The following is a 24,041-nucleotide window of genomic DNA, read 5'->3' as shown; positions in this document are numbered from 1 at the left end:
GCGTGGATCCACCTGGCCGTGAGCCGGGTGAATCCACACTCACGCCTCGGGGCGAGCGCAGGACGACGCGGCGGGCCGCCGTCGGGCGGTCGGCCGCCGAGCCGCCGCCGACCGCGCGCACCGTCACGGCGCCGCGGCGCACGCCGCGCAGCCAGCGCCGGCCCTCGCGGGTGAGGGGCACCGAGACCCAGTGCGCCCGACCGGGGCGGACGACGAGCCGTCGCGACGCGACGCGGAGGCTGCGGGTCCTCGTGCCCTTGCGGACCCGGGCCGTCGCGCGGACGCGGACGACCATCCGCCGGCCGCTGCCGCCGATGCGGACCCGGAGCGCGTCGCGGCGCAGCGCCAGCGCGCGCGAGAAGCGGTCGCGTCCGCCGAGCCGAAGGCGCGCGGGACCCGCCGGCGGCGGGCACGTGCCGAGCTCGGCGGCGACCGCGCGATACATCGCGTTCCACTCCTCGGCGGCGAACTCCGTGTCGAAGCCGTACGCCCCGGGGTGGGTGATCGGGCCGTCGTCGGGCCGCGAGTCGAGTCCGAAGGCGTGCGAGAGCCGCACGCCTCCACCTGCCGCCAATCCGAGTGAACGGAAGCGTACAGATGAGACGGAGGCAAAGGCCGCATCCCCACCACCTCGGGAGCTCGTCCCGCCGAAGGGCTAGAGAGCCGCGAGGGCTTCGCGGGCGGTACGGACGTGCATGGGCGAGAAAGCGGGGTTCGAGTCGATCGCCTCCTGCAGCCAGCGCCGTGCCTCGTCGTCGCGGCCGACGGCTCGGGCGGCCATCCCCGCATGGAAGAGGAACGCCGCTTCGCGCGTGCCCAGACGCAGAGCGCGCCGCGCGTACACGAGACCCTCCTGCGGTCTGCCAGCGCGGGTGAGCGCCCATCCCAGCGCATCGGCGGCCCGGACGCTCGGTCCGTTCGCCCAGGCGGCGCGGCCGGCTCGAACCGCCCGGTCGCGGTCGCCGTGGTCGGCTTCGAAGAGCGCCTTCTCCGTCTCGGTGTTCTCGCCGGCCGCCTCGAGCGCCTTCAGCTCGACGGGGACCTTCGCGAGCGTGCGGCGACCCGCAGCGGTTTGCCCCGTCACGAGCTCGAGCTCGCCCAGCAGCACGACGTACTCCTGCTTCGCGTCGCGCGAGACGACGTCGCGGAGCCTCTCGATCGCCTTGTCGAGGCGTCCGGCCGCGATGTCGAGGCGCGCGAGGCCCGCCGCGGCCGCGGCATACCGCGGGACCTTCGCGAGCGCCGAGCGGAAGGCGGCGCGCGCCCTCTCGGGCCGCTTCTGCGCGAGCTCGAGGTTGCCGATGAGCGACTGCACGAAGGCGACGTTCTCCGGGCCCGCGCCGCCGGCGGACGCCGCGAGGGCGAGGACCACGAGCGCGCCGTCGAGGTCGCCCCTGAGTTCGCGGAGATAGCCCACCCGCGAGTAGGAATCGAGGCTGGGCTTGCGGTCGACCATCTCTTGGAGCACCTTCTCGGCCTCCAGGTAGCGTCCGAGCTCGACGTTCGCGTCGACGACGACACCGAGCGGCCGCACCATCTCAGGAGCGAGACGGCGCGCGCGCTGCCCGTCTTCCAACGCCCCGCGGAAGTCATGGCGGCCGAGTCGGAGTGATCCACGCTCCGTGTAGGCCTCAGCGCTCGAGGGGTCGCGCTCGAGCGCGCGCCGGAGTACCTCGTCCACCTGAACGTACGCCTGCGTATCGGCACCCGCTCGGACCTCACCCAGCAGCGTCGATGCGATGAGGATGAGCGGTCGAGGATCGTCCGGGCGCTCTCGCGCCGCCCTCTCGAGCTCGACGATGCGTCGCTCCGACGGAGCGGTCCGAGCGGCCTGCGCCTGCTGGTCGGCAACGGAGCCGTCCCGGGTGAGGGTGAAGACGAGCGCCCCGAGCCCGAAGGAGGCGATGCAGATGACGATGAGCTTGCGCATGGGTACCTCGATCACGCCGACGGAGGCGGACCGCTCGGGCGGCCCGCCTCCGCGACGAGAGTCGTCAGGAGGGGTTGTCCGCGGGTGTCGGAGCGTGGGGGGGCTCGACGCGATCCTCCGTCGGCGAACCGCCGATCTCGTTCTTCAGGGACGGCACATAGGGGAAGTCCGGCAGGAAGTCCTGATCGTTGCGGTCGACTCCGTCGCCGAGAGGCAGCTTCTTGCCGCCCTCATCCTCCGGGACGAGATATCCGCCCAAGACCCGCAGCTCGATGTCCACGACATCGTCAGCGAGGCGGCGGCCGTTGGGGAAGCCGGCGAGGTCGCCGCCGATGACGCCGAACCGATTCTCGTTCTCCGAGGGCGGAACGCCCATGTTCAGCTTCAGCGTGTCTGCCGCCGCCGGCTTGGAGCCGATCTGGTTGAGACCGGGCACGCCGGTGAAGAACGCCTGCACGATGTCCGTGCGGTCCGTCTCCTTGATGCCGAGCATCAGCAGCTGGTTGAAGGCGCCCGCGAGGAACGGGTTGGCCGCGAACTTGCCGAAGGCCCGACCGTCGCCCGACGGCTCCTGCCGGTTGTACTGGTCCTTCTTCGTGACCGGGATGAAGAGCTCGTTGACGAGCGGGTTCCCGAGGCGGCTCACCTGCACCCAGTCCGTGTCGCGCTGGCCCGACTTCTTTCGGACGCTCGCCTTGCGCGACCGCGGGCGGTTGGTGACCTGGACCCGCTGGCGCTCTGTCGAGGCCCAGATCCCGACGGTCGCGTTCGAGGCCTCCGCCGAGGAGACCGAGCGGCCATCGCGCGTCACCGCCGACTCCGGCAGCTGGAGAGCGATGGTCTGCGTCCCGTAGCCGGCGACGGTATCGATGCCGCCCCCTTCGTTCCCCGTCCCGGCTCCGGCGAGGTTCACCGAGTCGAAGACGCGGTCCAGCGGCAGGAAGAACGCGTCGTCGCGCTGGCCGGCGAAGACCTTGCCCCCGCCCGGGACGCTGCGAACCGCCTGTCGCCACAGGCCCTCGTAGTCGGGCATCGTCTTCGGGCCGACGTTGCTCGGCGCCGCGCGGAAGTCCTTGCCGAGGCTCTTCACGGCGATCCGCTTGCCACGCGAGTTGAACTTCTCGCGCACGATCTCGTAGGACTCCTTCTGGAACAGGTTCTCGCTGTTCAGGGAGTCGACCGGAACGAGCGAGTGCAGGTAGTTCTTGTCGTTGAACTTCGTGCGGAAGTCGAACCTGTAGCGGATGTCTGCCTTGCCGTCACCCGTGTTGTCGATGTTGAGGTAGTACCGCGCGCGGTCGTCGAACCGGTAGAAGTTCGGGCCGCCGGCGGGATCCTCGAAGGGCACCCAGCTCGCGACGATCGCGACCTGACCGGGCGCGCCGGCCGGCGTGAACGCCCAGACGTCGGTGGTGTCACCCAGCGGGTCGGCCGAAGTGAGCGGCGCCTCCCGATGGCTTGAACCCGAGCTGAGGGTGGCGACGACGCCTCCTGCGCTCATGGTCGAGAGGACGGCGGCTGCCGCGAGGACGGGTTTGCGCATCAGAAGCTCTTTCCCTTGGGGACCGTCCAGGGACTAGCGCGAGCGGTCGTGCCGCAGATCACAACTCCCCGCGGCGCATCGGGGACTTGGCGCTGCCGACCTCGGCGGACGAGAGCGGGGGCCCGAGCCTCACGCCCGTCCGAAGACCTGCTCCTCGCCGCGGCGCAGCAGCCGGAAGCCGAGCATGAGGGACGAGAGGCCGGTGAGCGTCGCCAACGTGACGTCGACGCTCACGACGCCCTCGTCGGACCAGTAGACGTCGTCGAGCTCGAGGAGGAGCGCCGCCTCGTCGAGCGTGAGCGCCATGCCGGCGCCGAAGGGGACCGCGAGGAACGGCGCGAGCCGCTCGCTGCGGGTGACGAGCGACGTCCCGCCGGCGAGGAACGCGAGCGCGATCCCCGGGACGAAGTGGTGGACGTGCGTCGTGCCGACGAGGAGGTCGCGGAACGGCCCGAACCGCCCGCGCGAGCGGATGTACGCCGTCGAGGTCCGCGCGGCGGCGAACGTCAGCGTGAACGCCGCGAGCATGTTGAGGAGCGCGTTCTCGCGCGACGAGCCCCGGCGATAGCCCTCCACCGCGACCTCGACGGTCTGCTCGAGCGCGTGCTCGACCGCGAGGACCGGGTGCTCGACCTCCGTCACGTCCGGGACCCGGCTCTTCTGCCACACCCTGCCGATCTCGATGACCGCGACCGCGAGCGTCGTCGCGCCCGCGAGACCGCCGAGGACCTGGGTGCGCCGCCGGACGAAGAGCGCGCCCCGGCGGCGGCGGACGAGCTGCGTCACCGCCACCGCTCGAGGAGCTCGCCGTCCGGGACCCGGCGGACGACCCGCGCGGGCACGCCCATGACGACGGCGCGGTCGGGGACGTCGGCGGTGACGACGGCGCCGGCGGCGACGAACGCCTCCTCGCCGATCTCGACGCCCGGCGTGAGGACGGCGCCCCCGCCGACCCGGCTCGCCTTGCGCAGGACGACGCCCTGGAGGTCGGCGTTCGCGCCGTGGCGTCCCATGGTGTCGTCGTTCGTCGTCACGACCCCCGGGCCGACGAAGACGTCGTCCTCGATGACGCTCCCGGCGGTGACGTAGACGTGGGACTGCAGGCGGACCCTCGCGCCGATCCGGACGTCGGGGTCGACCGTCACCCCGCGGCCGACGACGCTCTGCGGGCCGACGATCGCGCGCTCGCGGACGACGGCGCCGTCGCCGACGATGACGTCGTCCTCGAGGCGGGCCCCCGCGAAGACGACCGCGTGCGAGAGGACGGCGACCCGCTCGCCGAGCACCGCCCCCGTCCCGGCGTCGGCGCCCGCGAACACCGACCGCGGCGAGAGCGTCGGCGACTTGCCCAGGACCGCGAAGTCCTGGACGCGACTGCCGGCTCCGATCACGACGCCCTCGTGGACGACGACGTAGGAGCCGAACTCGACATCGGAGGCGACACGGGCGGAGTCGGGCAGCACGAGGCCGACGGCGTCGGAAGAAGGCATCGGGATACCCTACCTCCGCCGTGTCCGCCCTCTCAGAGAGCCCCCTGCGCGGCGCGGTGCTCGGCCTGGGGATGATCGGCCGCCACCACGCGCGCCTGCTCCAGACCTCGTCCCGCGTCGCGTTCGCGGGCGCCGTCGATCCCGGGGGCGATCCCCACGACGCCGTGCGCGACCCCGCGCTCGTCATGGCGACCCTCGACGAGCTGCTCGCCCGCGGCCGCCCCGACTTCGCGATCGTCGCCGTCCCGACCGAGGAGCACCTCCCGGCGGTGCGGGCCCTCGCGGCGGCGGGCGTGCACGTCCTCGTCGAGAAGCCCCTCGCCGCGACCGCCGAGGAGGCGCGGGCCCTCATCGCCGCGGTCCGCGAGGCGGGCGTGAAGGCGGCTGTCGGCCACGTCGAGCGCTTCAACCCCGCCCTGCTCGAGCTGCGGCGCCGCGCCCAGGCCGGCGAGCTCGGGGAGATCTTCCTCATCGCGACAGAGCGGGTCGGCCCGTTCCCGGCCAGGGTCCGCGACGTCGGCGTCGTGAAGGATCTCGCGACGCACGACCTCGACCTCGTCCGCTGGCTCGGCGGCGCCCCGGTCGCCCGCATCGCGGCCGAGACCGCGCACCGCATGGGGCGCGAGCACGAGGACCTCGTCCTCGCGACCGGCCGCCTCGCGAGCGACGTCGCGTTCAACTGCGTCGTCGACTGGCTCTCGCCGACGAAGGTCCGGCAGACGCGGGTCCTCGGAGAGCGCGGCATGCTCGTCGCCGACACGCTCACCGCCGACCTCACCCTCTACCGCAACGGGGACGTCGCGTCGACGTGGGAGTCGACGCGCTCGCTGCGCGGCGTGAGCGAGGGCGACATGACGCGCTTCGCCCTCTCGCGCCGCGAGCCGCTCCTCGTCGAGCTGGAGACGTTCTGCGACCTCGTCGCCGGCGACCCCGACGCCTCGGTCGTCACGCTCGAGGAGGGCCTCGAGACCGTCCTCGCCGCCGAGGCCGCCCTGCGCGCCGCCGCGACCGGCGAGACCGTGCGCATGGACGGCGCGCCGTGAAGGCCGTCGTCGTCGCCCTCGGCAAGATCGGCCTCCCGATCGCCGCCCACATCGCGCGCGCCGGCCACGAGGTCGTCGGCTGCGACGTCGATCCCGCGGTCGTCGAGGCCGTGACCGCGGCGCGCGAGCCGTTCCCCGGCGAGGCCGGTCTCGCCGACGCGCTCGCCGAGACCGTCGGCGCCGGACGGCTGCGCGCGACGACCGACACGGCCGCGGCCGTCGCCGAGGGTCCCGACCTCGTCGTCGCCGTCCCCCCGCTCGTCGTCGACGCGGAGGCGCGCCCGGACTTCTCCGCCCTCGACGCGGTGTGCACCGACATCGGCCGCGGCCTGCGCGACGCCCCCGCCGAGGCGCGGCCCGTCGTCTGCATCGAGACGACCGTCCCCGTCGGGACGACCCGCGGCCGCGTGGCGGCGGCGCTCGAGGCGGCGAGCGGGCGCACGGCCGGGGACGGCTTCCACGTCGCCTTCTCCCCCGAGCGCGTCTTCAGCGGTCGCATCTTCGCCGACCTCGCGAGCTACCCGAAGCTCGTCGGCGGCCTGACCCCGGCCGGCGAGGAGCGCGCCGCCGTCCTCTACGAGTCGTTCCTCGACGCGCCGGTGTGGCGGATGGGCGGCGCGGAGGCCGCCGAGATGACGAAGCTCGTCGAGACGACCTACCGCGACGTGAACATCGCGCTCGCGAACGAGTTCGCCCGCGCCGCCGACCGCCACGGGCTCGACGTCGACCGCGTCATCACCGCCGCGAACTCGCAGCCCTTCAGCCACGTCCACCGCCCGGGGATCGCGGTCGGCGGGCACTGCATCCCGGTCTACCCCCGCTTCTACCTCGAGGGCGACCCGGACGCGCGGCTCCCGGCCGCCGCCCGCGCGGTGAACGACGCGATGCCGGCCTACGCGGCCGCCCTGCTCGCCGACGGGCTCGGCGGCGCGGAGGGCCTCGCCGGCGCGCGCGTCCTCGTCCTCGGGGTGACCTACCGCGGCGACGTCAAGGAGACCGCGTTCAGCGGCGCGTTCCCGCTGCGGGACGCGCTCGCCGAGCGCGGCGCGCACGTCCTCGCCGCCGACCCGCTCCTCGACGCGGGCGAGCTCTCGGCGCTCGGCTTCGAGCCGTGGACCGGCGACGCGGTGGATGCGGTGGTGGTGCAGGCCGACCACTCCGGCTACCGCGAGCTGCGCCCGCACGACCTCCCCGGGGCGCGCGTCATCGTCGACGGCCGCGGCGTCCTCGACGCGGACCGCTTCGCCGTCGCCGGCCTCCTGGTCAAGGTGATCGGGCGGCCGACGGCCCCGCCCGGCTGAGAGCCGCGTCAGCCGAAGGCGTCGAGGAGCGCGGCGACGACGCGCTCGCCCGCCCGCCCGTCGCCGTAGAGCATCGGCCGCTCCGAGCCGGGACGGCGTTCGACCGCCGCGAGCGCCTTCTCGACGTCGAGGTCGACGAGGACGTTCCAGCCCGCCTCGACCGTCTCGGTCCACTCCGTCGTGTCGCGGAGCGTCACGCACGGGACGCCGGCGAGGTAGGCCTCCTTCTGGACGCCGCCCGAGTCGGTGAGCATCGCGCGGGCCCGCGTGAGGAGCGCGGTGAACGCGAGGTAGCCGAGCGGCGGCGTGAGCCGGACGTGGTCGGCGGCCTGCAGCTCGTCGAGCCAGCCCTGGGCGTCGAGGCGCGCGCCCGTGCGGGGGTGGAGGGGCAGGACGACCGGGCACGGGATGGCGAGGAGGAGGTCGACGAGACGCCGCAGCCGCGCGGGGTCGTCGACGTTGCCGGCGCGGTGCGCGGTGACGAGGACGTAGCCGCCCGGCTCGACGCCCGCGTCGCGGAGAGGGGCGTCGTCCTCTCGCGCCCGCGGCTGGACGAGGAGCGCGACGTCGACCATGACGTCCCCGACCACCTCGACGCGGCCGTGGACGTGCTCGCGGGCGAGCTGGTCGGCAGGGCCCTGCGACGGGCAGAGGAGGAGCGAGGAGAGATGATCGGTGAGGACGCGGTTGAGCTCCTCGGGCATCGTCCGGTCGAACGAGCGCATCCCGGCCTCGACGTGCGCGACCGGCACGCCCGCCTGGGCGCCGGCGAGGCCGCCGGCGAGGGTCGAGTTCGTGTCGCCGTAGACGAGGACGACGTCGGGCGTCTCGGCGGCGACGACCGGCCCGAGCGCGGCGAGCATCCGGGCCGTCTGCTCGGTGTTCGACCCCGTCCCCAGCGCGAGCTCGCGCGACGGGCGCGGGACGCCGAGCTCGTCGAAGAACACCGCGCTCATCTCGTCGTCGTAGTGCTGGCCGGTGTGGACGAGGACCTCGTCGGCCTCCGCGCGGAGCAGGCGCGAGACGGCGGCGGCCTTCACGAACTGCGGCCGGTTCCCGATGATCGTGAGGACCTTCACGCGGCCGGTCCCTCCCCGCCGCCGGCGGTGGTCTCGCGGACGTGGGCGGCGAAGAGCAGCGCGACGCGCTCGGTCGCCGCGCCGGGGACCTGCGGCAGGGGACGGCCGTCGATCGAGCGCACCGCCTGCACCTCGCGGAGCGTCGAGGCGAGGAACGCCTCGCTCACGCGCGCGAGGTCGTCGGTCGTCGTCACGCGCTCGGTGACGTCGACGAGGCCGGCGAGGTGGCGCCTCGTGATCGAGTCGAGGACGTGGTCGGTGAGCGGCGGGGTGCAGAGCGTCGCGTCGCCCTCGAGGACGTAGAAGAACGTCGAGGTCGGCGCCTCGAGGACGCGCCCGTGCGGGGTCACGAGGAGCGCCTCGTCGTCGCCGTGCTCCCGGGCGATGCGGCCCGCGAGCATGTTCGCCCCGTAGGAGAGGGACTTGATCTCGTCGAGGATGCGCGTCGGGGCGTAGGTCACGGTCCGCAGCGCGACGGCGCCCGGCGGGTCGGGGACGGGCTCGATGATCGCGATGCGACGGCCGCCGCGGGTGAGGACGACGCGGAGCGCGCCGTCGACGGCGCCCGCGGCGTCGAGGAGGCCGCCGACGTCGGCGTCGACGGCGGCGCGGTCCATCGGGAGGCGGATGTTGCGGGCCGAGCGCTCGAGCCGGTCGAGATGCTCCGCCCAGGCGAACGGCACGCCGCCGTAGAGACGCGCGACCTCGAAGACGCCGTCACCCCGCAGGAGGCCGTCGTCGGTGATGGGGACGGTCGCCCGCCCGGCCGGCAGGACCTCGCCGTCGACGCTCGCGAGCTGCTCCACCGCGGGGACGATACCCGCGGGCGGGGCGGCGCCCCCGGACTCGTCGAGACGTGAGAGGATCGCCGCCGTGACCGACCGACGTACGGCGATCGTCCTCGCCATCCTCGCGGTTCTCGGCTTCTTCGTCGCGACGCTCCTCATCTCGGCGCGCTCGGACGACGACGTCGAGGAGCTCGGCGCGCTCACGGTGCGCGTCGAGGAGGCCGACGTGGAGGGCACCCTCGTCGCGATGGAGCCGTGCGAGCAGGTCTCGCCGGAGTCGGAGTGCGTCACGCTGGAGCTCCCGCAGGTCCGCGAGCCGGGCGCGGCGGGCCCGCCGGCGGACGGACTGCCCGTCGACGCGGGCGCGGAGGTCGTCGTCGACGCCGGCGGCCCCGCCCGGACGATGACCGCGTACGTCGGCCGCTACCTGCGCGAGGTCGACGAGCCCCTCGGCGGCGGCAACGGCGCCTCGGCGCGGTTCGATCGCTACGAGGTGGACCCGGTCGAGTCGACGCCGAGGCGGTGGTCGTTCATCGTCCCGGCGCTCCCGCCCGACGCCGATCTGCTCGTCCTGAGGATCGACCACGCGTCGGCGGTCAGCTCGCCGCGCCCGACCGCCGCCGGCGGGCCGGGTGAGGGCCGGCTCCGCGTCGCCTACTACGAGGTCCCGATCCGGCCCGTCGCCGGGCGCTGACTGCGATCATCGCCACGGTGACGACTCTCCGCCGCCTCACGCCCCTCGCGCTCGTCCTCGGCGCGCTCGCCCTCGGCGCCTGCGGCAGCGACGGCGAGGCCGGGGAGCCGCGCGGGCCGTCGTCCGGCGAGCTTCGCGCCGAGCTCGCCCGCGCGACCGACGTCGATCCGTCCTCGTTCCCGGCCGCCACGGGCAAGACCCTCGGCGAGATCGCCGCCGAGCTCGACGGCACCGGCCCCGAGATCGGCATGGCGACCTCGATCTTCCCGGCCGGCGAGCCGCGCTTCGCCTTCGGGGTCATCGACCCGAAGACCGGGTTCGTCTACGCGCCGACCGTCGCCTACGTCGCGCGCGGCGAGAGCTCCCCGGCCGCCGGGCCCTTCCCCGCCCCGGCGGACCTCCTCGTCACCGACCCGCCGTTCCGCAGCGAGCAGGCCGCGACCGAGGACGACCCCTTCGCGGCCGTCTACGACGCGCAGTTGGAGGTGCAGGAGCCCGGCGAGTACGACGTCCTCGTCGTCTCGCGGATCGGCGGGAAGCTCATCGCGGTCGGCGAGCGCATCGGCACCGGTCAGGTGCGTCCCGCCCAGATCACGGTCGTGGATCCCGAGAAGAACCCGATCCCCGCCGTGGGCGAGAAGGCCCCCGTCGTCGAGACCGACACGGTCGCCTCGGCCGGCGGCGACGTCGCCTCGATCGACACGCGGCTCCCGCCGAGCGACATGCACGACGTCTCCTTCGCGGACGTCGCGGGGAAGAAGCCGGTCGCCCTGCTCTTCGCGACGCCGCAGCTCTGCCAGAGCCGCGTCTGCGGTCCCGTCGTCGACATCGCCCTCCAGCTGCGCGAGAAGTACGGCGACCGCGTGGAGTTCATCCACCAGGAGGTCTACGAGGGCAACCAGCCGCCGGACCTCCGCGAGCCGCTGCGCCGCTTCGCGCTCCCGACCGAGCCCTGGTTCTTCACGGTGAAGGAGGACGGCACGATCGCCGCGCGCCTCGAGGGCTCCTTCGGCTTCCGGGCGATGGAGGAGGCCATCGAGGCCGCCCTCCCGCCGTCCGGTGCCTGAGCCGCACGCCGAGATCGCCGTCCGCCTGCAGCCGCGGGCCGATCGCGACGCGCTCGTCGGCCTGCGTGACGACGGCGTCCTCGTCGCCCGCGTCACCGCGCCGCCCGTCGACGGGAAGGCGAACGTCGCGCTCTGCCGGCTCGTCGCGAAGGCGGCCGGGGTCGGGCGCTCGCGCGTGACGGTCGTCCGCGGCGAGAAGTCGCGCGACAAGGTGCTCCACGTCGAGGGGATCGACGCGGCGGAGCTGCGACGCGCGCTCGGCGGCGACGCGGCCGGCCGCTGAGGCCCTCAGCGCACGCCGACGCTGCGACGGATCATCTCGACGCAGGTCGCGCGGACGTCGTCGAGCGGGCGCCCGGCGTCGTGGGCGAGGAGCGCGAGCTCGCGGATCCCGGCCGCGAGCATGATCCCGCCGTCGGTCGAGAGCTCGAGGAGCGACGCGTCCTCGGCGCGGGCCTCTCGGGCGAGCTCGCGGAGAAGGGCGCCGGTGCGGTCGGCCATCCGCCGCGTGAGGACCCGGCCGCGATCGCCGGTGAGGTGCAGCTCGGTCCAGTAGCTGCGGCTGAGGTCGGGGTCGGCCGCGAAGAGGTCGAGGTAGACGCCGACCGCGCGCTCGATGCGCTCCTCGAGCGTCCCGCCGGCGGACATCGCCTCGGCGACGCCTCCGAGCATCCGCTCGCCGATCGCCTCGATGAGCGAGAGGTAGCAGTCCACGGGATCGGTGAAGTGCTCGTAGAAGGTCCGCTTCGAGACGCCCGCGTGGCGGACGACCGCGGCGACGGTCACCCCGCTGAACCCGGTCTCGCGCACCGCGTCCGCCATCCCGGCGAGGAGACGCTCGCGGTGACGCGAGTCACGGCGGCGCGCCTGGGGCGCCGTCTCGTCGGCGGTCGTCCGTGCCATCGCCCCAAGGCTCGCACACGGGCGCGGGCCCCGGTGGACAGCATTGGTACTGATGCGTACCATGCCGCGGGATGCCGACGACGACGAGCCTGCCGCCCGGTCCGCGCCGCCCGCGCACCGTCTCGACCCTCGGGATGCTCACGCGACAGCGGCCGATGCTCGAGCGGGCGCGACGCCGTCACGGCCGGGTCTTCACGCTGCACGTCATGTCGCTCGGCCGGCTCGTGGTCGTCGCCGACCCGGCGCTCGCGAAGCAGGCCTTCACCGCCGACCCCACCGCCCTCCACGCCGGGACCGGGAGCCCGCTGCGGACGGTCCTCGGCGACCACTCGCTCCTCGCGATCGACGAGGACCGCCACCTCGAGCAGCGCCGCCTCCTCCTCCCGCCGTTCCACGGAGAGCGGATGCAGGCCTACGAGCGGCTCATCGCCGACATCGCCGCGCAGGAGATCGACCGCTGGCCGCGCGGCGTCGAGCTCGCGACGGCGGACTCGTTCATGCGCATCACGCTGCGCGCGATCCTCCGCGCCGTGTTCGGCGCCGAGGGCGACGAGCTCGACGAGCTCGAGGGGCTCATCCCGCCCTACGTCGAGAGCGGCTCGCGCATGTCGGCCCTGCGCTTCCTCCAGCACGACGCCGGGCCGTGGAGCCCATGGGGCCGCTTCCTCGCCCGGCGGGCGGCGGTCGACGCGGCCCTCGACCGGCTCATCACCCGCGCCCGTCGCGACGAGCGGCTCGGTGAGCGCGAGGACGTCCTCGCGATGCTCGTCCAGGCGACGCACAGCGACGGATCGCCGATGACCGATGCGGAGATCCGCGACCAGCTCGTCACGCTGCTCGCCGCCGGGCACGAGACGACCGCCGGGACCCTCGCGTGGGCGGTGGAGCGGCTCCGGCGCCATCCGGAGGCCGCCGCGCGCCTCTCGGAGGAGGCGATCGCGGGCGGGCGGACGCTCCGCGACTCGGCGATCCGGGAGGTCCAGCGCGTCCGGCCCGTCATCGCGTTCGCCGGGCGCATGGTGCGCCGGCCCTACGAGCTCGCCGGCCACACGCTCCCGAACGGGACCGTCATCGGCATCTGCGCGAGCCTCACGCACTTCGACCCGGAGCTGTTCCCCGATCCCGAGCGGTTCGTCGTCGACCGCTTCGTCGACCGCAAGCCCGAGACGTACTCCTGGATCCCCTTCGGCGGCGGCATCCGCCGGTGCATCGGCGCGAGCTTCGCGCACATGGAGATGGACGTCGTGCTGCGGACGCTGCTGGAGCGCGTCGAGATCGTCCCCGACGACGGCGCACCGCCCCGGGACGAGCCCTGGTCCTTCCGCGGCGTCGCCCACGTGCCCGGCGCGGGCGGCCGGGTCATCGTCCGCGACCGCCGCGGACGGTCAGCTCCGTGCCGCGACGAAGGACTTGAGGGCGGCCTCGTCCCGCGGGTGGAGGTGCTCGAAGCGCAGGGCGTAGCGGCTGCCGGGGTGGATCCGCAGGACGCGTGAGTCACCGGCGAGCCCCTGCCCGTCGCCGAGGTCGAGCTCGAACCGCAGCAGCTCGTCGACGCGGAGCGGCCGCGCCGTCTGGACGCGCATGCCGCCGGCGCCGAGATCGACGGTCCGCCCCGCGACGGGGTTGCCCGTCTGCCGGGCGAGCCGCACGCTCACGCCGACCTCCACGCGGGGCGACGTGCGTCGATCGATCGAAGGCACGTCTCCCATCCTCCTCCTCCGCAGGCCCCTCCGCCAATCGGAGGAACGTCGAGCTACCGATACCCGGTCCCGACGAAGAGCCCGTCGATGACCGCCTGCCGCGTGTCCTGCGGCCGGATGACGTCGTGGATCGCCGCGACCGACGCCGCCCTCCACGGGGCGAACGCGCTGTGCATCCCCGGCTCGAGCTCGGCCGCGAGCGCCCGGGCGGCCTCCTCACCCCCCGCGGCACGCGCGTCCTGCAGCCGCTTGTGATGGACGACGTGGACCGCGTTGTCGGCCGCCATGAAGCCGATCTCGGCGTTCGGCCACGCCACGACGTAGTCCGTGCCGAGGGAAGGGCCGCCGAGCGCCATGTACCCGAACCCGAACGCCTTGCGGACGATGACGGTCACGGTCGGCACGCGGACGCGGGCGAACGCCGTGTAGAGCTCCATGAGGCGCTGGGCGGTCGCCTGGCGCTCCGCCTCGACGCCGATCATGACGCCGGGCATGTCCTGCAGCGTGACGATCGGCAGGCCGAAGCCGTCGCAGAGATCCACGAGCCGCCTCGCCTTCTCCGCCGCCGGGGCGTCGAGGACCCCGCCGCGCACCTTCGGCTGGTTCGCGAGGACGCCGACGGGACGGCCCTCGACGCGCGCGAGACCGGTGACGATGCTCTCGGCCCAGCGCGGGTGCAGCTCGAGGAGCGAGCCGCCGTCGACGACGGCGTCGAGCACCCTGCGGACGTCGTACCCGCGCCGACCGCGGTCGGGGACGACGTCGAGGAGCGTCGCGCCGTCGGCGGCGGGGGCGACGGGCGCCGCCTCCGGCGGAGCGCAGGCCGCGTTCGACGGCAGGTACGAGAGATAGGCGCGGATCGTCGCGAGGACGTCCGCCTCGGTCTTCTCGAGGCGGCTGACGAACCCGGTCGTGCGGACCGTCATGCTCGGACCGCCGAGCTCCTCGTGGCTCGTGCGCTCGCCGGTCGCCGCCCCGACGAGCGACGGGCCCGAGAGGGCGACCGAGCAGCCCTCGGCCATGACGACGAAGTCCGCGACGCCCGACCACAGCGCGGGATCGCCGTAGGCGTTGCCGAGGATCGCGCTCACGCGCGGGATGCGGTCCTCCGTGACGCGGATGCCGAGGAAGTGCTCGCCCTCGTCGCCCCCGGCCGCCGCGGCGAAGTCGGAGCCGAGCAGGTCGGGGAGGCGACCGCCGTTCGCATCGCCGAGCGTGACGAGCGGAAAGCCCTTGCGCGCCGCGAGGCTCATGATCTGCCCCTGCTTGCGTGAGCCGACGACGCCGGTCGTCCCCGCGAGGACGGTCGCGTCGATCGCGATGACGCAGACCTTGCGCCCGTCGATCGTCCCGACGCCGGTGACGGCGGCGTCGGCGGGCGCGCGCTCGCCGACCTCCGGCCGGTCGGAGAGGGCGAGCATCCCCAGCTCGACGAAGGACCCGTCGTCGAGGAGGAGGTCGATGCGCTCGCGGGCCGTGAGGCGGCCGTCGGCCCGCCGCGCGGCGACGCGCTCCTCGCCGCCCATCCCGAGGGCGAGCGCGCGCCGGCGCTCGAGCTCGGCGAGACCCTGCGCCTTCGTCACCTCGCCCGGGAGAGGGGCGTCCCGGGGATCCTCGCCGCTGTTCACCACTGAGGGATCGGACATGACGGCCGGAGGATATGTCCGCAGGGCGCCCAGCGGGTCCGATCCGCCTCGCCGGGTAGCGGAGGGCCGCGGTTCAGGTCGACGAGGTCCTCCGCGACGCCGTCGAGGAGGAGGACGGGGACGAGGCGCTCAGAGACCCTCGCCCGTCGCGAGGAGCTGCTTCGAGCGCATCTCCCCGCGCGTGCCCGTCCGGTGGTGCCCGGTGAAGAGCGTGTAGGTGTGGAGGGGGCCGTTGCGCCGCGCGATCTCCGCCCGGACCTCGTCGGAGAGCTGACGGCTCACGCTCCAGCGACCGTCGTCGATGCGGGCGTGCGTGCTCACCGTCTTCGTCTCGCCGTCGAGCTCGTACTGGAGCTGGAGCCGGACGACCCCGCGGACCCGGTCGGCGAGGGTGCCCTTCGAGCGCAGCCGGCCCGCCTTCGTGAGGCTGAGCGAGTCGACGTCGAGGCGGGCACGCCCAGACGCCGCCCGGAGGCGGACGCGCTGGGAGCGGGTCCGGTCGTTGCCGGGGTAGTCGATCGTGATGATGGCCGTGCCGGCGCGGGCCTGTGCGGCGGGGATCGACCGGCGGACCTTGATCCGGCCGTTCTCGGAGTCGATCGGGGCGCTGAAGCGCGTCGTGCGGCCGGCCGCCTCCACGCTGATCTTCACCTCGCCGCTCGCGCGGCGCGTGATCGGCGCGTAGAGGTCGAGCTTCCGGGACGAGCGCAGGATGCGTGCGCGCGCGACCTGGAGCTTCGCGCTCTCGAGCGGGCCGGCGGCCGCCGACGAGCCGGCGCCGGCGCGCGCGGCCGTCGACGCGCTCGGCGCGCTCGCGAGCTCGGCGACCGGCTCCGGCGCGGGCGGCGGCGCCTGCGAGGGGCCGTTCGCGATCCGCGACTGGAGGCTGCGGTAGGCCGCCTTCGCCGAGTAGTCGTCGCGCAGGAGGCCGTAGCCGTTCTCGAGCTGCCCCGACGCCGTGTTCCCGTCGCGGAGCGCGAAGGCGTAGAGGCCGGTGACGCCGTACTGGTCCTTCGTCGCGTCGACCGTCGCGATGATGGACCGCATGACGACGTCCTGCGTCGCCGCCGTGCGGCTCGACGTCGTCGGGTAGCCGGTCTCGGTGATGACGATCTCGGCCCCGCCGACACCCGCGGCGGGCATGTGCGCGCTGCGCATCGACGCGAGGGTCGTGCGGATCGTCGTCGCGACCTGCCCGGCGGTCGGGACGCTGCTCGCCGACGGCGGCGACCAGGTGCCCGGGTAGACGTTGACGCCGACGAACCCGACCGCGGAGGTGAACGCGGCGCCACCCGCGGCGCGCAGCTGACCCCACATCGGCTCGGTCGTCGTCGGCTGCGAGCCGGCGGCCCAGTTGAAGCCGACCTCGACGTCGCTGCGGCCGGCCGCGTCGAGCTCGGCGCGCGCCGCCGGGATCGCGGAGGCGATCGCCTGGATGACGCCGGGGTAGGAGCCGTCGCCGGCGCCCGGCGACGGGTTGTTGGGCTCGTTGCCGATGACGACGGAGACCGTCCCGCCGAGTGCGGCGAGGCGGCGGACCTGCGTGCGGACCCATGCGGGATACCCGGCCGCCTTGCTCGCGTCGGCCGGGCGGTAGCGCAGGACGGCGGAGACCTGGAGGCCGTTCGCCGACCACCACGACGCCTCGCTGAGGAGGCCGTCGACCGAGGCGTTCGACACGCCGTCGTAGTCCCCGTAGAGGTGGACGACGAGCGGCTTGCCGCCGCGCAGCTCCTGCACGGTGCGCATCGACTCGCCCGCGTTCTCGGGGACGGACGGGGCGATCGATCCGGTGGCGCCGGCGGCGCCCCACGGGAAGACCCCGAGCTTGAGCTCGGCGGCCGACGCCGCCGCGGGGGCGCCGAGGAGGGCGATGGAGGCGAAGACGCCGGCGAGGAGGGCGGGGCGGGGGAACGGTCTCACCCTCGTGGCGTCGGAACCTCCCCCCCGCGCCGCCTCTTCTCACCCCCGCCTCTGGACGGATGACCGATGGACGTCGACGGCGCTCCCCACCCGCGCCGGGGAGCGCCCTGCGGGTCAACGCAGCCGTTCGCGGACGGGCGCGACGCCGGAGCCGACCTGCGGCTTCTCGACGACGCGCGTCATGAGCGTCGCGACGAGTCCCCCGGCGCCGCCGCGAAGCGGGGCCGGTCACCGCGCGAGCGTACGGCGGCGCGGCGACCGGGTGGGACCGCGCTCAGGGGCGGCGCGCGGCCGGCCGGCCGCCTTGCGTCGTGCCACGCGGACGCGGCGGGCGCCTGCGCGCGGCCCGATGGTTCGACTGCGCCTGCCGGGAGAGATCGAGCTCGTCGAGCCCGCGCTGCAGGGCGTCGACGAAGACGTCGAGGTCCGGCATCGCGTCGCGGTCGGCGATGACGCCGAGGGTGATGTGGCCGTCGTAGGAGAACGCGGCCACGCCGAGCGCGTGCTCGGCCGCGAGCGGGACGAGCGGCATGAGCTCGCGCATGCGCGCCCCGCAGGCGTAGAGGGGCGTCTTGGGGCCGGGGACGTTCGTCACCGTGATGTTGAAGAGGCGCGTCGCGAAGAGGGAGCGCGCGATGTAGGTGTGGAACACCGGGGGCGCGTAGCCCGCGAGCTCGATGATCGCCTTGGACCCGGTCTTCTGGTTGGAGGCCTTCAGCGTCTCGGCCTCGTCGATCGTCGCCGCGAGCCGCTCGAGCGGGTCGTCGATCGCGACCGGGAGGTGGACGAAGAGGGAGCTGATGCGGTTCCCGAGGCCGAGCTCGTCGTCGCTCGGGCGGATGTTCACGGGGACCATCGCCCGGACGCCCTTCTCGGGCCGAGCCTCGCCGCGGTGCACGAGCAGGTCGTGGACGCCTCCGGCGACGATCGCGAGCACGACGTCGTTGAGCGTGGCGTCGTGCGCGTGCGCGACCGCCTCGAGGTCCGGGATCGGCATCGACACCGTCGCGAAGCGGCGGGTCGCGCCGATCGGGACGTTGATGCTCGTGCGCGGCGCGGCCACGACCTCGTCGCGGACGAGGAGCTCGAGGGCGGCCTTCACCTGATCGGCCGCCTTCAGCGCGACGCGTGGATCGCGTGCCGCCGAGACGCCGGTCCGGAAGAGCTCGCCTCCGGCCTTCACGAGCCCGCCGACCAGGCCGGGCTGCTCGCGGCGCCGGCGGTGCCGGCCGCCTGCCGGGGCCTCGCGGTGCAGGGGCGCGTCGGGCTCCGTGTCGAGGAGGACGCTCGCGATGTCGATCGCGCCGACGCCGTCGACGAGGCAGTGGTGCGTCTTCGTCGCGATGGCCCAGCGGTCGTCCGCGAGGCCCTCGAGGATGACCGCCTCCCACAGCGGATGGGAGCGGTCGAGCCGCTGCGCGAAGAACTCGGAGAGCCACGCCTCGAGCTCGGCCTGGCCGCCGGGCGCCGGGAGCGCGGCGCGGCGCAGGTGGTTGCCGACGTCGAAGCGCTCGTCGGGCACCCACTCCGGCCACTGGAGCTTGCCGACCTTCATCGTCGAGAGGCGGTCGCGGTAGCGCGGGAGCGTGAGGAGGCGCTCGGTGATGTGCTCGGCGACGGCCTCGTGGGACGGCGGGCGACCCGTGTCCGGAAGCGGATCGAAGATGAGCGCCCCCCCGATGTGCATGTGCGCCGAGGGGTCGGCGTCCTCGAGCTCGAGGAAGGTCGCGTCGAGGGGTGTGAGGCGGTCGCTCATGTGACGACGGTAGATCCGCGCAGGCGACGTGTCGTCCGCAGTCCGCGCGGGGGCGGGGACGGGGAAACCCGCAGCTCGGCACGGCGCGCGTTGACGACTCTCCCCCGGAGTGGGACAGTCGGCCGATGAGCCGCCGCACGGTGCGACGAGCCGCGATGGTCATCGGCCTCCTCGCGCTCCTCCCCGCCGGATGCGGCGGCGGGGACGAGGACTCCGGCCCCTCGGAGCCGCCGGCCGTCGTCCCCGCCGCCGGCCTCGAGGGCGGCGACGCCGCGGCGCAGACCCTCGAGGACTTCCTCCGCGCCCTCGTCGCCGGGGACGCGGCGAGCGCCTGCGCCCTTCTCAGCCCCAGGGGCGTGTCGCTCGTCGAGGAGGGCGCGCTCATCGGCTCGCCGCCCGGCGGCGGCGACTGCGAGGCGACCGTCGTCTCGAGCTACGACTCGCCTTCGGGCGACGTCGTCGACGGCTTCGAGGTCCTCGCCGAGAAGCGCTCGACCGACGGGTCGCTGCGGCTGCGGTGGGGAAACGCCTCGACGCCGCCGATCTCGGCCCCGACGGTCGCCGTCCTGGAGAAGGTGGGCGGCGAGTGGCGGCTCGCGACGACCGGGATGCCCTGAGCGTCCGCTCCGCCGGGGCCTCAGGCCGCGACGGTCTCCCGCGCGGCCACCTCGAGCGCGACCCGCAGCTCCCAGAGGTCCTCGGTGATCCGCCGCCCGCGCAGCTGCTCGGCGCGCTCGACCGCCGCGGTCGCCTCCGCGGACCCCATGCCGAGGTCCCGGATGACCGCGGCCACGCTGAGCCCGCTGCGCAGGTACGACCGCAGCGCCGCGCGGAGCCGCGCCGCCTCCGCATCGTCCTGCCCGAGCGGTCCCAGCTCGCGGCGCGCGAACGCGATCGCACCGCGGGGGTCGGTCTGCAGGAGGAACCCGACGTCGACGCGGTGCTCGAGCGCCTTGCGGTCGTACTGATCGCTGGGGTGGATCCCGGGACCGACCTCGATCTCCCCCGGCCGCCCGCCGACCGGCGTCCGCTCGTCGGTGTGGAACGAGTCGGGGTCGCGCGTGCCGAGGTAGGGAGCGAGGTGCTTCGCGACGATCTTCGTCGGCGGCGTCCAGCTCTTCGGCGCCTCGTCGTGGCGCTCCGCGAGCCGCTCGAGCCGGCGCAGCTCCTCCCCGGCGAGGAGGACTCCCACGAGCAGGGGATGGAGCGGCTCCGCCGCGTCGGCGAGGCCGAGATCGAGGAGGATCGCCTCGACGGCGGCGTCCGCCTGCCGTGCCGCGAGCCCGCCCTGCTTCGGGAAGCCCGCGGTGATGTCCCCCGCGGCGTACACCCCGGGCGCACCGGCGACGCGCGCGTGCTCGTCCACGTCGAGGAAGCCGGTCTCGTCGGCCGGCAGCCCGTCGATCGGGACGCCCTCGAGGCGCGGCGGCGCGACGACGGCGTCGACCGGCAGCTCCTCCCCGGTGTCGAGGACGACGCCCGCGACGGTCGCCGCCACCGGCCGCGCGCGGGCCCAGAACGCGATTCTGCGGCTCGCGAGGAGCATCTCCACCGTCTCGGTGGTGCGGTCGCCGAGGAGCTCGAGGGGGCGATGCTCGGCGCTGAGGATCTCCACCTCGGCGTCGCGACGTCCGCGCCGGTCGAGGTGCTCCCTCGTCAGGACGGCGAGCTCGTAGATCGGGACGAGCCACTGCTCGGGATCGGGGACCGCGAAGGCGACCCGGTCGGCTTCCCGGGCGAGCACGCGGTCGAGCAGGCGCCGCAGGGCCTCGACGTCCTGCGCGCCGCGGAACGTGAGGGCGCCGGACACCTGCTCGCGCGGACGGGCGCCGACCGCGACGAGGAGCGCGTCGTAGGGGATCGTCTCGCCGTCGGCCGTCGTCGCGGTGCGAGCCCCGACGTCGACGGCGGCGAGCCGTGCGGCGTGCAGCGCGACGTCGTGGTCGCGCGCGAACGCCGCGAGGTCGACCCTGACCGGCAGGTCGTGACCGAAGGGCGCGAGGACCGAGAGCGGCCGGTAGTCGAAACGCGCGTCCGGGCAGACGAGGTCGATCTCGACACGGGGGCCTGCATCGGCCCGGAGGGCGAGGACGGCCTCGAGCGCGGCGACGCGGCCACCGGCGACGACGACGCGGCGGGCGGGGGTGTTCGGGGGTCGGCGCGCGGTGCTCATGCCGCGAGCCTCCGCGATGCAGCCCGGCCGGCTCATCCGTGCCGATCCGCAGATCATGCCGGGGAGCTACGGAGCAGGGCCTCGGGTCGGCGGGCTCCTCCTGAACGACGACGGGCGGCCCTGTGGCCGCCCGTGAGCGATGCCCCCGCCAGGAATCGAACCTGGAACCTTCGGATTAAGAGTCCGCTGCTCTGCCAGTTGAGCTACAAGGGCGCTGCGTCAGTGTAGCGCGGGCCGTCCGGGGGAGGGTCGCCGCGCCGTGCCTCAGCCGCCGGCGTCCGCGCCGGCGTCCGCGCCGCCCGTCGCTCCGAGCGCGGCCTGCTGCTCGGCGGCCTGGAGCTGCGCGCGGATGAGCTCGCGGTCCTCGGGATCGGCGAGCTCGACCGCCTTGTCGGCCGCCAGCTCGGCCTTGCGGCTCTGCCCGGCCTGGTAGGCGTAGACGGCGAGCTGGGTGTAGAGCCCCGCGCTCTCCTCGCGCTGGTCGACGACGATCTCCATCGCGCTCACGGCCTTGTCGGGCTTCTGGAGGCCCGCCGGCCCGAACGCCTGGACCATGAGCGACGCGACCTGGTCGTCGGGCTCCTCGGGCTCCAGCGCGAGGTAGCGGTCCCACGCGCGCTCGCTCTTCGCGAGCTCGCCGACGCCGTCCTCGGTGAACGTCCCCGTCGACTGATCGAAGTTCCCGCCGGTGCCGGCGACCTGGTAGTGGAGCTTCGCGAGCTGCGCCCAGGCGGCGGCGTCCTGCGGGTTCGCCGTGACGCGTCGCTCGAGTGCGTCGATGCGATCGCCGAACAGGTCCTCCGTCGCGGTCTCCTCGCCGCGGAAGGCGTCGACGATCCCGCCCTGGACGTCGCCGCCGATGCCGAAGAGGACGAGACCACCGCCCATGAGGATCGCGAGCGACGCGTAGACGACCTGGACGGTGCGGCGGCGCTTGCCGCGGAGATCGAACAGCATGGTGAGCGAAGCGTAGAGCTTGCCGCGTCAGCCCGGTGTCAGCTGCCGTCCGACCGGTCGCCGCCGTCGCGCGGGGCCGCGAGGTCGTCCTCGAGATAGCGCTCGTCGTCGACGTCGTCCCACTCGTCGTCACCGAGGTCCTCGTCCTCGTCTTCCCAGGCGTCGCGCCACGCCTGGAGGCCGCCGCCCTCGGGCCGGCCGCGGTTGAAGAACGTCGCCAGCCACACGCTCAGCTCGTAGAGGAGGAGGAGCGGGACCATCGCGATGAGCATCGTCACGGGGTCTTGGCCCGGCAGGAGCATCGCGACGACGGCGATCGCGAGGACGGCGTAGCGGCGGTTCTTGCGCAGCTGCCGGGGGGAGACGATCCCGAGCCGGGTGACGGCGAGGATCCCCACCGGCATCTGGAAGAGGATCCCGAGCGCCGCGAGACCGGTGATCGCGAACTTGTAGTAGTCGCGCGCCTGGACGAGGACGTTGAACTCGTCGGAGTTGAAGTTCTGGAGGAACGAGACCGCGGGCGGGAGGACGACGAAGTACCCGAAGACGACGCCGCCCATGAAGAGGAACGGCACCATCGCCATGAGCGGCAGCGCGACGCGTCGCTCGTCGCGGTTGAACGCGGGGAGGACGAAGGCGTACGCCTGGTAGAGGATGAAGGGGAGCGAGAGGAGGAGCGCGAAGTAGGCGGCGACCGTGATGGTCGTCATGAACGGCTCACCCACCCGGAGCGTGACGGGCTGGTTCCCGCGGGTCTGCGGCATCTCGGCGATCGCCGCGTCGACGCGCTCGAGCTGCGCCTGCAGCGCCTGTCGCGCCGGCGCGGGGAGGTCGAGAGCCGGGTCGGCGAGCGCCGCCGTCAGCCCCGCCTGGGCGGCGCCGACCGCGCGGACGGCGTCCTGCGTCTTCTCGAGCTGACCCGGGAGACCGCGCCCCTGCTGGACTGCGGAGCTCGTCGCGTTCTCGTACGGCTCGTTGATGACCCCGAGCAGCGCGTCGTTCTGCCACGCGCAGACGGCGAAGAGGACGACGAAGACGGCGAGGGACGCGATGAGGCGCGACCGCAGCTCGTCGAGGTGGTCGACGAGGCTGAGTCGGTCCTCATGGCCGATGGGTCGGACGAGCGTGGCCACGGGGCCGGGACGAGGGCTGCGGGTGGTCGGTGGTCGGGTCGGTGCTCAGGAGCCCGAGACGCGCGCGTCCTCGCGACGCTGGGAGGCCTCCGCGTCCTGCGCTGCGGCGGTGAGCTCGGGGCGCTCGTCGTCGAGGTCGTCGTCGTCGCCGCGTCCGTCCGTCTTGCCGGTGAGCGAGTCCTTGAACTCACGCATCCCGGAGCCGAGCTGCCGGCCGAGGCCCGGCAGGCGCTTCGGACCGAAGATGACGAGCACGATGACGAGGACGATGACGAGCTCGAGGGGTCCGATGTTGGGCATGAGGCGTTCCGTTCGTCGGGGGGCGACACGAAGCGTAGCGGCGCCCGTGGGGTAGCTCGCTACCCGCTGGTGAAGCCGCTCCTCAAGGTCGCCGTGGCGGTGGCCGATGTAGGGGCTGTCACCAAGGGGTTGCGAGATGTCACGAGACACGGATCATCATCACTACGTGCGCAAGGTCGTCCTCCCGTCCGGGAAGACCATCGAGGTCGTCTACTTCGAGGACCAGGTCGTCCACTCCGAGGCGGTCGCCCCGGCTCCGGCCGACGGGTCCGCTCCGTCCGACGACCTCCACGTCTGCGGGACGTGCGCCTCGGATCTCGTCTACCCGACCGACTGGTCCGAGGTGGGCACGCGGCACTGGGAGGTCTCCCTGCGCTGCCCGAACTGCGAGTGGCGTGGCACCGGCGTCTTCGACCAGAAGACCGTCGAGCGCTTCGACGCGGTCCTCGACCGCGGCACCGACGCGGTCATCGCCGACCTCAAGCGCCTCGTGCACGCGAACATGGAGGCGGAGATCGACCGCTTCGCCGCCGCGCTCGAGGCCGGGCACATCGTGCCCGACGACTTCTAGGGAGAAGGAAGCGTCGGTCCTCGGCCCGCGAGACGAAGGCGTCG

The 24,041-nt window shown here is 74.1% G+C and carries 23 protein-coding genes and 1 tRNA gene; 8 read left to right on the top strand and 16 right to left on the bottom strand.

Features of this window, described 5'->3' with window-relative positions; all coding sequences use genetic code 11:
* Positions 1–655: 655 nt before the first annotated feature.
* The 4 genes from ACME2J_RS16615 to ACME2J_RS16600 all read right to left on the bottom strand — a co-directional run bounded on the left by ACME2J_RS16615 (position 656) and on the right by ACME2J_RS16600 (position 4,963).
* Positions 656–1,930, bottom strand: coding sequence for a tetratricopeptide repeat protein (locus ACME2J_RS16615; RefSeq protein WP_495546053.1), 1,275 nt, complete (start codon positions 1,928–1,930; stop codon positions 656–658).
* Positions 1,931–1,994: 64 nt separating this feature from the next.
* Positions 1,995–3,473 (bottom strand): DUF4331 domain-containing protein, encoded by a 1,479-nt coding sequence (locus ACME2J_RS16610; protein WP_495546052.1) that lies wholly within the window; start codon positions 3,471–3,473, stop codon positions 1,995–1,997.
* A gap of 129 nt (positions 3,474–3,602) precedes the next feature.
* Positions 3,603–4,259 (bottom strand): hypothetical protein, encoded by a 657-nt coding sequence (locus ACME2J_RS16605; protein WP_495546051.1) that lies wholly within the window; start codon positions 4,257–4,259, stop codon positions 3,603–3,605.
* Positions 4,256–4,963, bottom strand: a complete 708-nt coding sequence (locus tag ACME2J_RS16600; protein ID WP_495546050.1) for an acyltransferase — start codon at positions 4,961–4,963, stop codon at positions 4,256–4,258. The genes ACME2J_RS16605 and ACME2J_RS16600 overlap by 4 nt, the downstream gene beginning before the upstream one ends.
* Before the next feature lie 20 nt (positions 4,964–4,983).
* Here ACME2J_RS16600 and ACME2J_RS16595 point away from each other — a divergent pair, with 20 nt between their 5' ends.
* Both ACME2J_RS16595 and ACME2J_RS16590 read left to right on the top strand, forming a co-directional pair.
* The gene (locus ACME2J_RS16595; protein WP_495546049.1) at positions 4,984–6,006 is read left to right on the top strand and encodes a Gfo/Idh/MocA family oxidoreductase; all 1,023 of its coding nucleotides are present in this window, start codon (positions 4,984–4,986) and stop codon (positions 6,004–6,006) included.
* Positions 6,003–7,307 (top strand): nucleotide sugar dehydrogenase, encoded by a 1,305-nt coding sequence (locus ACME2J_RS16590; RefSeq protein ID WP_495546048.1) that lies wholly within the window; start codon positions 6,003–6,005, stop codon positions 7,305–7,307. Before ACME2J_RS16595 ends, ACME2J_RS16590 begins: the two co-directional genes overlap by 4 nt.
* A gap of 8 nt (positions 7,308–7,315) precedes the next feature.
* On the opposite strand, the gene wecB is transcribed toward ACME2J_RS16590, so the two are convergent.
* A complete protein-coding gene (gene wecB / locus ACME2J_RS16585; protein WP_495546047.1) occupies positions 7,316–8,386 on the bottom strand; it encodes a non-hydrolyzing UDP-N-acetylglucosamine 2-epimerase in 1,071 nt (356 codons plus the stop codon).
* Positions 8,383–9,192 (bottom strand): aminotransferase class IV, encoded by an 810-nt coding sequence (locus ACME2J_RS16580; protein ID WP_495546046.1) that lies wholly within the window; start codon positions 9,190–9,192, stop codon positions 8,383–8,385. The genes wecB and ACME2J_RS16580 overlap by 4 nt, the downstream gene beginning before the upstream one ends.
* A gap of 67 nt (positions 9,193–9,259) precedes the next feature.
* On the opposite strand from ACME2J_RS16580, the gene ACME2J_RS16575 reads away from it, so the two are divergent.
* Genes ACME2J_RS16575 through ACME2J_RS16565 form a run of 3 tightly spaced genes read left to right on the top strand, consistent with a single transcriptional unit; the run spans position 9,260 to position 11,218 of the window.
* On the top strand, positions 9,260–9,868 hold the full coding sequence (locus ACME2J_RS16575; protein ID WP_495546045.1) for a hypothetical protein: 609 nt from the start codon (positions 9,260–9,262) through the stop codon (positions 9,866–9,868).
* Positions 9,869–9,885: 17 nt separating this feature from the next.
* Positions 9,886–10,935: a hypothetical protein gene (locus ACME2J_RS16570; RefSeq protein WP_495546044.1), complete on the top strand. Its 1,050-nt coding sequence runs from the start codon at positions 9,886–9,888 to the stop codon at positions 10,933–10,935.
* Positions 10,928–11,218 carry a DUF167 domain-containing protein gene (locus ACME2J_RS16565; RefSeq protein WP_495546043.1) on the top strand — a complete coding sequence of 97 codons (291 nt, stop codon included), beginning with the start codon at positions 10,928–10,930 and terminating at the stop codon, positions 11,216–11,218. Before ACME2J_RS16570 ends, ACME2J_RS16565 begins: the two co-directional genes overlap by 8 nt.
* 5 nt (positions 11,219–11,223) lie before the next feature.
* On the opposite strand, the gene ACME2J_RS16560 is transcribed toward ACME2J_RS16565, so the two are convergent.
* Positions 11,224–11,838, bottom strand: a complete 615-nt coding sequence (locus ACME2J_RS16560) for a TetR/AcrR family transcriptional regulator (RefSeq protein ID WP_495546042.1) — start codon at positions 11,836–11,838, stop codon at positions 11,224–11,226.
* Positions 11,839–11,909: 71 nt separating this feature from the next.
* On the opposite strand from ACME2J_RS16560, the gene ACME2J_RS16555 reads away from it, so the two are divergent.
* Positions 11,910–13,331 (top strand): cytochrome P450, encoded by a 1,422-nt coding sequence (locus tag ACME2J_RS16555; RefSeq protein ID WP_495546041.1) that lies wholly within the window; start codon positions 11,910–11,912, stop codon positions 13,329–13,331.
* Here the strand turns inward: ACME2J_RS16555 and ACME2J_RS16550 are convergent.
* The 4 genes from ACME2J_RS16550 to ACME2J_RS16535 all read right to left on the bottom strand — a co-directional run bounded on the left by ACME2J_RS16550 (position 13,224) and on the right by ACME2J_RS16535 (position 18,863).
* Positions 13,224–13,538 carry a PilZ domain-containing protein gene (locus ACME2J_RS16550; protein ID WP_495546040.1) on the bottom strand — a complete coding sequence of 105 codons (315 nt, stop codon included), beginning with the start codon at positions 13,536–13,538 and terminating at the stop codon, positions 13,224–13,226. The two genes, ACME2J_RS16555 and ACME2J_RS16550, sit on opposite strands and share 108 nt — an antisense overlap.
* A gap of 53 nt (positions 13,539–13,591) precedes the next feature.
* Entirely contained in the window at positions 13,592–15,184 is a 1,593-nt protein-coding gene (locus ACME2J_RS16545) for an acyl-CoA carboxylase subunit beta (protein WP_495546039.1), read from the bottom strand.
* A gap of 129 nt (positions 15,185–15,313) precedes the next feature.
* Positions 15,314–17,107 carry a hypothetical protein gene (locus ACME2J_RS16540; RefSeq protein ID WP_495546038.1) on the bottom strand — a complete coding sequence of 598 codons (1,794 nt, stop codon included), beginning with the start codon at positions 17,105–17,107 and terminating at the stop codon, positions 15,314–15,316.
* A gap of 274 nt (positions 17,108–17,381) precedes the next feature.
* On the bottom strand, positions 17,382–18,863 hold the full coding sequence (locus ACME2J_RS16535; protein WP_495546037.1) for a WS/DGAT/MGAT family O-acyltransferase: 1,482 nt from the start codon (positions 18,861–18,863) through the stop codon (positions 17,382–17,384).
* 125 nt (positions 18,864–18,988) lie between these two features.
* On the opposite strand from ACME2J_RS16535, the gene ACME2J_RS16530 reads away from it, so the two are divergent.
* Positions 18,989–19,480, top strand: coding sequence for a hypothetical protein (locus ACME2J_RS16530; RefSeq protein WP_495546036.1), 492 nt, complete (start codon positions 18,989–18,991; stop codon positions 19,478–19,480).
* A gap of 20 nt (positions 19,481–19,500) precedes the next feature.
* Here the strand turns inward: ACME2J_RS16530 and ACME2J_RS16525 are convergent, their stop codons facing one another.
* The 5 genes from ACME2J_RS16525 to tatA all read right to left on the bottom strand — a co-directional run bounded on the left by ACME2J_RS16525 (position 19,501) and on the right by tatA (position 23,426).
* Positions 19,501–21,036 carry an NAD(P)/FAD-dependent oxidoreductase gene (locus ACME2J_RS16525; protein WP_495546035.1) on the bottom strand — a complete coding sequence of 512 codons (1,536 nt, stop codon included), beginning with the start codon at positions 21,034–21,036 and terminating at the stop codon, positions 19,501–19,503.
* A gap of 140 nt (positions 21,037–21,176) precedes the next feature.
* A tRNA-Lys gene (locus tag ACME2J_RS16520) sits at positions 21,177–21,249 on the bottom strand.
* Between the two features lie 51 nt (positions 21,250–21,300).
* On the bottom strand, positions 21,301–21,993 hold the full coding sequence (locus ACME2J_RS16515; protein WP_495546034.1) for a tetratricopeptide repeat protein: 693 nt from the start codon (positions 21,991–21,993) through the stop codon (positions 21,301–21,303).
* A gap of 38 nt (positions 21,994–22,031) precedes the next feature.
* Positions 22,032–23,126 carry a twin-arginine translocase subunit TatC gene (tatC, locus tag ACME2J_RS16510; RefSeq protein ID WP_495546033.1) on the bottom strand — a complete coding sequence of 365 codons (1,095 nt, stop codon included), beginning with the start codon at positions 23,124–23,126 and terminating at the stop codon, positions 22,032–22,034.
* A 45-nt stretch (positions 23,127–23,171) separates the two neighbouring features.
* Positions 23,172–23,426: a twin-arginine translocase TatA/TatE family subunit gene (tatA, locus tag ACME2J_RS16505; RefSeq protein WP_495546032.1), complete on the bottom strand. Its 255-nt coding sequence runs from the start codon at positions 23,424–23,426 to the stop codon at positions 23,172–23,174.
* A 136-nt stretch (positions 23,427–23,562) separates the two neighbouring features.
* Here tatA and ACME2J_RS16500 point away from each other — a divergent pair, with 136 nt between their 5' ends.
* Positions 23,563–23,997 carry a hypothetical protein gene (locus ACME2J_RS16500; RefSeq protein WP_495546031.1) on the top strand — a complete coding sequence of 145 codons (435 nt, stop codon included), beginning with the start codon at positions 23,563–23,565 and terminating at the stop codon, positions 23,995–23,997.
* Positions 23,998–24,041 lie beyond the last annotated feature (44 nt).

The organism is Paraconexibacter sp. (assembly GCF_059438195.1).
This window is presented reverse-complemented; position numbering and strand designations above follow the sequence as displayed.

Excerpts from the sequence above, each read along its gene's own strand:
- ACME2J_RS16615 (WP_495546053.1), bottom strand. The coding sequence starts at position 1,930 with ATGCGCAAGCTCATCGTCATCTGCATCGCCTCCTTCGGGCTCGGGGCG.
- ACME2J_RS16610 (WP_495546052.1), bottom strand. The coding sequence starts at position 3,473 with ATGCGCAAACCCGTCCTCGCGGCAGCCGCCGTCCTCTCGACCATGAGC.
- ACME2J_RS16600 (WP_495546050.1), bottom strand. The coding sequence starts at position 4,963 with ATGCCTTCTTCCGACGCCGTCGGCCTCGTGCTGCCCGACTCCGCCCGT.
- ACME2J_RS16560 (WP_495546042.1), bottom strand. The coding sequence starts at position 11,838 with ATGGCACGGACGACCGCCGACGAGACGGCGCCCCAGGCGCGCCGCCGT.
- ACME2J_RS16555 (WP_495546041.1), top strand. The coding sequence starts at position 11,910 with ATGCCGACGACGACGAGCCTGCCGCCCGGTCCGCGCCGCCCGCGCACC.
- ACME2J_RS16545 (WP_495546039.1), bottom strand. The coding sequence starts at position 15,184 with ATGTCCGATCCCTCAGTGGTGAACAGCGGCGAGGATCCCCGGGACGCC.
- ACME2J_RS16535 (WP_495546037.1), bottom strand. The coding sequence starts at position 18,863 with ATGAGCGACCGCCTCACACCCCTCGACGCGACCTTCCTCGAGCTCGAG.
- ACME2J_RS16530 (WP_495546036.1), top strand. The coding sequence starts at position 18,989 with ATGAGCCGCCGCACGGTGCGACGAGCCGCGATGGTCATCGGCCTCCTC.
- ACME2J_RS16525 (WP_495546035.1), bottom strand. The coding sequence starts at position 21,036 with ATGAGCACCGCGCGCCGACCCCCGAACACCCCCGCCCGCCGCGTCGTC.
- ACME2J_RS16515 (WP_495546034.1), bottom strand. The coding sequence starts at position 21,993 with ATGCTGTTCGATCTCCGCGGCAAGCGCCGCCGCACCGTCCAGGTCGTC.
- tatA (WP_495546032.1), bottom strand. The coding sequence starts at position 23,426 with ATGCCCAACATCGGACCCCTCGAGCTCGTCATCGTCCTCGTCATCGTG.
- ACME2J_RS16500 (WP_495546031.1), top strand. The coding sequence starts at position 23,563 with ATGTCACGAGACACGGATCATCATCACTACGTGCGCAAGGTCGTCCTC.